A 6891-nucleotide genomic window follows, 5' to 3' on the forward strand; every position below is an offset into this window, starting at 1 on the left:
CCACTACTATAACTGTAGGGGGATTTTCTTTATAAATATTTGCAAAATAACCCTGTACTGCACCGGCAAGTGATCCTACACCGGCTTGAATAAAGATATGAGTCGGAGCTCCGGATTTATACTCACGAAGCTGCGCCTCTGCTTCTGCAGCCATAGTGCCATATCCCTGCATAATCCAAGAAGGTATTTCTTCATAACCCTCCCAGGCGGTGTCTTGAATTACTACGGAATTTGGAACCTTAAGTGAAGAATCTATAGCTATTCTCACACATTCATCATAATTTGCATCCTTTATAAAGGCATCAGCGCCTTCTTTTTTTATGTTTTCCAGCCTGACTTCTGAGGAGCCTCTAGGCATATAAATAACAGCTTTTTGATTTAATTTATTTGCTGCCCAGGCTATGCCTCTGCCATGGTTGCCGTCTGTTGCGGTGAAAAAGGTTATTTCCCCCAGTTCCTTTGTAAGTTCCTTGGATATGAGGGTTTCGTAAGAAAGCTCAGATACATCCTTACCTAACTTTTTTGCAATATAACAGCCCATAGCATAGGAGCCTCCTAAAACCTTAAAGGCATTTAACCCGAACCTATAGGATTCATCTTTTACGTATATATTTTGTACACCAAGGAAGGAAGCCATATTACTAAGACTGTGTAAAGGTGTTCTTTTGTATTGGGGAAAGCTTTTGTGGAAAGCAATGGCTTTAGAAATATTTTCTGTTCTCATTATTTGAATAAAGCTATTGTCAGTTTTGGGCATATGATTATGCACCCACTTAATCTGATTCATAAGAATCCTCCTAAATTTTTATACTACAAATCAAATTATATTTGTTAAAAAATGGTAAGTTATAAATTTAGTATATCAACATAATTTTTCAAAATCAATGAAAATTAAAAAGATTTTTTAATATTACAAATATTTTGTAATTAAATTTAGATTATCATAAATTGACGGTAATAGGAAATTAATGGTAGAATATAAATAGAAAATATTGGCAAATAATTTTTTTTATTTCCATAAATTTTTATAAGTTTCAATTGTGATTGAGGAGGGACACTATGATATTAGTGGGTAATGGAAAAATTATTACAAGAGATGATAATAATTCAATTATTGAAGATGGCTGCTTATGCATTGAAGGAAATATTATTGTGGATATAGGCTTCACGGAGGAAATGAAGAAAAAACATGCGGCAGAAGAATTTTTAGATGCTGATAAGGGACTTATAATGCCAGGCTCAATTAATCCTCATCATCATATTTACAGTGCTTTTGCCAGAGGACTCTCAATTAATAATTACAGCCCTGAAAACTTTAGTGACATCCTTGAAGGCATGTGGTGGAGGATAGATAGGCTTTTATTTTTAGAGGATACAAGATACAGTGCTTATGCTACTTATATTGATTGTATCAAAAACGGTGTTACCACTGTTTTTGATCATCATGCCAGCTATGGAAGCGTTGAAGGAAGCCTCTTTGAAATTTCTCAGGGAGCAAAGGAGCTTGGTGTTCGTACCTGTCTTTGTTATGAGGTTTCCGATAGAGATGGGGAAGGTAAGATGAGAGACGCTGTAAAGGAAAATGTGAATTTTATGCATTATGCCAAAAGAGACAGCTCTGATATGCAGAAGGGTATGATGGGACTTCATGCCTCCTTTACCCTAAGCGATAAGACCCTTGAGTATTGTGCGGAAAATATACCCTACCAGGGCGGTTACCACATTCATGTGGCAGAAGGGATGGAGGATGTGCAGCACTGCTTGAAAAACTTTGATAAACCGATAGTAAAGAGGCTTTTTGACTTTAATATATTAGGAGAGAAAACTCTGGCAATACACTGCACTCATATTAACAGCGGTGAAATGGAACTGCTTAAAGATACAAATACTATGGCAGTGCATAATCCTGAATCTAACATGGGCAATGCAGTGGGATGTCCTCCTGTGTTAGAGCTTTTTAAAAAGGGAGTAGTCCTTGGACTTGGCACTGACGGATATACCAGCGATATGTTTGAATCTATGAAGGTAGCAAATGTACTTCATAAACATAACAGCGGAAACCCAAATGCTGCCTGGGAGGAAGTACCTTCTATGCTCTTTAAAAATAACAGGATAATTGCAGAGAGATTTTTTGAAAAGCCTTTAGGGGTCATAGAAAAAGGAGCTTATGCAGATGTTATTATCGCTGAATACGATCCTCTAACACCTCTAAACAGCAATAACATAAATTCTCATATCTTATTTGGAGTAGGGGGAGGATCCGTAAAAAGTACCATTATAAACGGTAAAATCCTTATGAAAAACAGAGAGATATTAGTGGTAGATACAGAGAGGATTATGGCTAGATCAAGAGAGCTGTCTGAAAAGCTATGGAGAAGAATAAACGGATAATAATTATAAATATAAGTAATATAGGAGGAATTATCTATGAGCGATAAAATGACTCCCCTTTCCTTTGAGGAGTTAATGGAATGGATAATAGAAGAAAATAAAGTTCAGGGTAAAATATTCGGAATAAGCAGGTTCTTTAAAAATAACGGCAGTAACGTCAGGAGTCTTTTTGGAGAAGAACTTGAAGCTCCATTTGGAATTGCGGCGGGACCTCATACACAGCTTGCCCAGAATATAGTTGCTGCGTATCTTTCAGGATGCAGATTCTTTGAATTAAAAACGGTACAAACCCTTGACGGCGAAGACCTTCCTGTAGCAAAGCCCTGCATCAATGCCGAGGATGAAGGATATAATGTGGAGTGGTCTACAGAACTTAGAGTTCCTCAGGCTTTTGAAGAATATGTGAAAGCATGGTTTGCCCTTAAGCTTTTATCTAAGGAGCTGGAGCTTGGAAGTCCAGATGGATTTATATTTAATATGAGTGTGGGCTATGATTTTAAAGGGATTACCTCGGAGAAGATTGATTCATTTATCATGGGGCTTAAGGATGCAGAAGGCTGTGATATATGGAAGGAATGTATGAGCTATACTATGGATAATATAAACAGCTTTAAAAATTTGGACAAGGATTATGTAAGAGGTATATCACCTAAAATAAGCAGCTCCATAACCTTATCTACCCTCCATGGTTGTCCTGCAGAAGAAATACAGCGTATCGCTGCTTACCTGATAACTGAAAAAGGATTGAATACCTTTGTAAAATGCAACCCAACACTCCTTGGTTATGAATTTGCAAGAAATACCCTTGACACTATGGGATATGATTATGTTTCCTTCGATGAATTTCATTTTAATAATGATCTGCAGTATCCCAATGCCATTAAAATGTTTAAGGAGCTTCAGGCCTTAGCAGAGGAAAGAGGCTTAAGCTTTGGGGTAAAATTAACCAACACCTTCCCGGTTAAAATAAAAAATAAAGAGCTTCCAGGAGAAGAGATGTACATGTCCGGAAAAGCTTTATACCCTCTTTCTATAGCTCTTGCCAGCAGATTGTCTGAAGATTTTCAAGGGAGTCTTAAAATTTCCTTTTCCGGGGGAGCTGATGCATTTAATATAAAGAAAATAGTTGAAGCGGGAATTTGGCCGGTAACCATAGCGACCACCCTTCTTAAAATAGGAGGATACACTAGATGCCTTCAAATTGCTGAGGAGTTAAGAGATTTAGAATATACAGAAGGATTTATTATAGATAATGAAAAGCTACAGGCTCTGAAGGAAGACTCTCTTATAAATTACCATCATATAAAGCATCCCAAGGCAAAGGGGGTAAGGAAGACAAAGGAAAAAGTACCACTTACTGATTGCTTTATTGCCGGCTGTCAGGTGGGATGTCCTATATCTCAGGATATACCGGAATATATATCTCAAATAGAAAAGGGTAAATATAATGAAGCATTAAAGATAATACTTGAAAAAATCCTCTACCATTTATAACAGGAACTATCTGCAGTCATCCCTGCATGCCTGCCTGCAGCAGAAACTTCTGTGAGGAAGCGGTGGATATAAGAGGGCTAAAGCTTCTGGCGGCAGAAAAGGGCTATGAAGAGGTTGTAAAGGGTTTCAAAGCGGAAGAGGGAGCAAAGGTAAAGGCTGCAATAATCGGAGGAGGCACTACAGGGATTGCAGCAGCACATTACCTTGCAAGAGCAGGAATTGATACCACCATATTTGAAAAGAGAAGCTCCTTAGGAGGAATAGTTAAGCATATTATTCCGGATTTTAGAATCCCTGAAGAAAGCATTGAGAAGGATATAAAGCTTATGGAGCTCCTGGGGATAAAAATAAAATTAAACTCTGAGGAAACTTCCATAGAGAAATTAAAGAAACAGGGTTACAAATATGTACTTATTGCAGTAGGTGCATGGAAGGAAGGCTGCCTTGATATTCCTGGGGGAGAGGTTATTAAGGTAATCAGCTTTTTAGAAGGGCTTAAGGATAAATCCAGTACCATAGACCTTGGAAGGAATGTTGCAATTATAGGGGGAGGAAATACTGCGGTAGATGCAGCAAGAGCGGCTAAGAGGCTGAAGAGTGTAGAAAAGGTATATATGGTATACAGAAGGACAAAAGAATATATGCCTGCGGAGTTTGAGGAATTACAGCATGCCCTTAAGGAAGGGATTGAGCTTAAGGAGCTTTTATCTCCTAAGGAAATTAAGGAAGGTCAATTAATCTGTGAGGTAATGAAGCTTGGCGAGGCGGATGAAAGCGGAAGGAGAGCTCCGATTCCTACAGGAGAAATAATAAGCTTAAAAGCAGATTCTGTAATCTCTGCTATAGGTGAAAAAATAGACAGCGGTATTTATGTGAAAAATAATATTGCAGTGGATAAAAATTCAAAGCCTTTAGTGGATTTTAATACCTTAGAAACTAATATTGAGAATGTCTTTGTAGCAGGTGACGGACTGAGGGGACCTGCCACAGTGGTTCAGGGAATGGCAGATGCCAAAAGGTTTGCAGAAGCTGTATTTAAAAAGGAAAAATTAATAAGCCATCCTCCCTATTAAAGAATAATGAGAAGAATATAAAAGCTGCTGAAGCAAAGCGGGGAATATTGAAGATGGCAATAAAGGGTGAAAAGGAAGGTGAAAGGTGCCTTCAGTGCTCTACCTTATGTGAAGCCTGTGCAGAGGTTTGCCCAAATCGTGCAAATGCTTCAGTTGTAGTTAAAAGAAATGTAATGCCTCAGATAGTTCATATAGATAGGCTGTGCAATGAATGCGGAAACTGTGAAACCTTCTGTCCCTACAGCAGTGTTCCTTACAAGGAAAAGCTCACCCTTTTCAGCAGTATAAAGGACTTTGAGGAAAGCAAAAACATCGGTTTTATAGTTATGGATAGGGAGAAAATGCTTATAAAAGTAAGATTAGAGGAAAAGGTTTTTGATGTAAGCCTCGAGGAAAATCATAGCTTATTACCGAACGGGATTGAAGATATTATTACAAGCATAATTAAGGATTACAGCTATATGATTTAAAGTTAAGGAGGTGGGTAAATGTCAATTATCATAAAAGGCGGAACCATTGTAACTCCAAGGAAAAGCTATATTTCGGATATTAAAATCAAGGGAGAGAAGATCGAGGAAATAGGATTAGATTTAAAGGATGATAATGCTGAAATAATCAACGCAGAAGGCCGTTTAGTGTTTCCCGGCTTTATAGATTCTCATACCCATCTGGATTTAGATACCGGCTATACCAAAACCTCAGATAATTTTAAAACCGGTACAGCGGCGGCAATTAAGGGAGGTACCACCACAATACTTGATTTTGCTACTCAAAACAGAGGAGAATCCTTAAAGGAAGCGGTGGGTAATTGGCATAACCTCTCTAAGGGAATTTCCAGCTGTGATTATGGCTTTCATATGGCTATAACTCACTGGAATGAGGAGGTAAAAAGTGAGCTTGGTAAGATGAAGGATCAGGGGATAACCTCCTATAAGGCATACATGGCTTATGATAATTTAAGAATCAGTGACGGAGAGATTTACGACATATTAAAAGCATTAAAAGAATATGGAGGACTTTTAGGGGTTCACTGTGAAAACGGAGATTTAGTAAACACCATGATCAGAGAGCAGATAAAGAGAGGAAATACCTCTCCCAAAGGTCATCCTCTATCCAGACCCAATATTGTAGAAGCAGAAGCGGTATCAAGATTTATAGACATTGCATATTTAGCAGATGCTCCTATATATATAGTCCATTTAAGTACAAAGGAAGCACTGGAGGAAGTAATTAAGGCAAGGAGAAGAGGACAGAAGGTATACGTTGAAACCTGCCCTCAGTATCTCCTTTTACAAGATAAACTGTATTTTCTGGAGAACTTTGAAGGAGCAAAATATGTGCTTTCTCCTCCTCTAAGAAAAAAAGAAGACTGCGAAAGCTTGTGGAGGGCATTATCCGAAGGGGATATAGATATGATTGGAACGGATCACTGCAGCTTTAATTTTCATAGTCAAAAAACCTTAGGCTTCAAGGATTTCAGTAAAATACCCAATGGTATACCCGGAGTTGAGCATAGGCCTGTACTAATGTATACCTATGGAGTTATGGAAGGACGAATTACTAAGGAACAGATGTGCAGTCTATTAAGTGAAATGCCTGCTAAATTATTTTCTATGTACCCTTTAAAAGGTGCTCTTGAGGTGGGAAGCTATGGGGATATAGTGATATGGGATGAAAACTATCAGGGAAATATATCAAGTACAAATCAAATACAAAAGGTGGATTATACTCCTTATGAAGGATTTAAAACACTGGGAAGAGCTGAAAAGGTTTTTTTAAGAGGTACTCTGGTGGTAGATGAAGGAAGAATAGTAAAGGAGAATTATGGTAGGTATATAAAGAGAGGTGAAGCTGATGATTAGCTTTATAGTAAATGGAAATATAGTACAGACCTCTCAGGATAAAAAACTTATTACCTTTTTGAGAGAGGATT

3 protein-coding genes and 1 pseudogene are annotated in these 6891 nt (G+C 37.9%); 3 read left to right on the plus strand and 1 reads right to left on the minus strand.

The window, feature by feature from the left end; translation table 11 throughout:
• A partial coding sequence (locus tag TA89_RS03975; RefSeq protein WP_040211044.1) for a diaminopropionate ammonia-lyase occupies positions 1-787 on the minus strand: 787 nt, incomplete at its 3' end.
• A 272-nt stretch (positions 788-1059) separates the two neighbouring features.
• On the opposite strand from TA89_RS03975, the gene ssnA reads away from it, so the two are divergent.
• The 3 genes and pseudogenes from ssnA to hydA all read left to right on the plus strand — a co-directional run bounded on the left by ssnA (position 1060) and on the right by hydA (position 6820).
• Positions 1060-2391, plus strand: coding sequence for a putative aminohydrolase SsnA (gene ssnA, locus TA89_RS03980; RefSeq protein WP_040211046.1), 1332 nt, complete (start codon positions 1060-1062; stop codon positions 2389-2391).
• Positions 2392-2427: 36 nt separating this feature from the next.
• Positions 2428-5428, plus strand: a pseudogene (ygfK, locus tag TA89_RS19250) (putative selenate reductase subunit YgfK).
• Between the two features lie 18 nt (positions 5429-5446).
• Entirely contained in the window at positions 5447-6820 is a 1374-nt protein-coding gene (gene hydA / locus TA89_RS03995; protein ID WP_040211049.1) for a dihydropyrimidinase, read from the plus strand.
• Positions 6821-6891 lie beyond the last annotated feature (71 nt).

The sequence above is a fragment of the Clostridium polynesiense genome, assembly GCF_000820705.1.
Taxonomy (GTDB): domain Bacteria; phylum Bacillota; class Clostridia; order Clostridiales; family Clostridiaceae; genus Clostridium_AA; species Clostridium_AA polynesiense.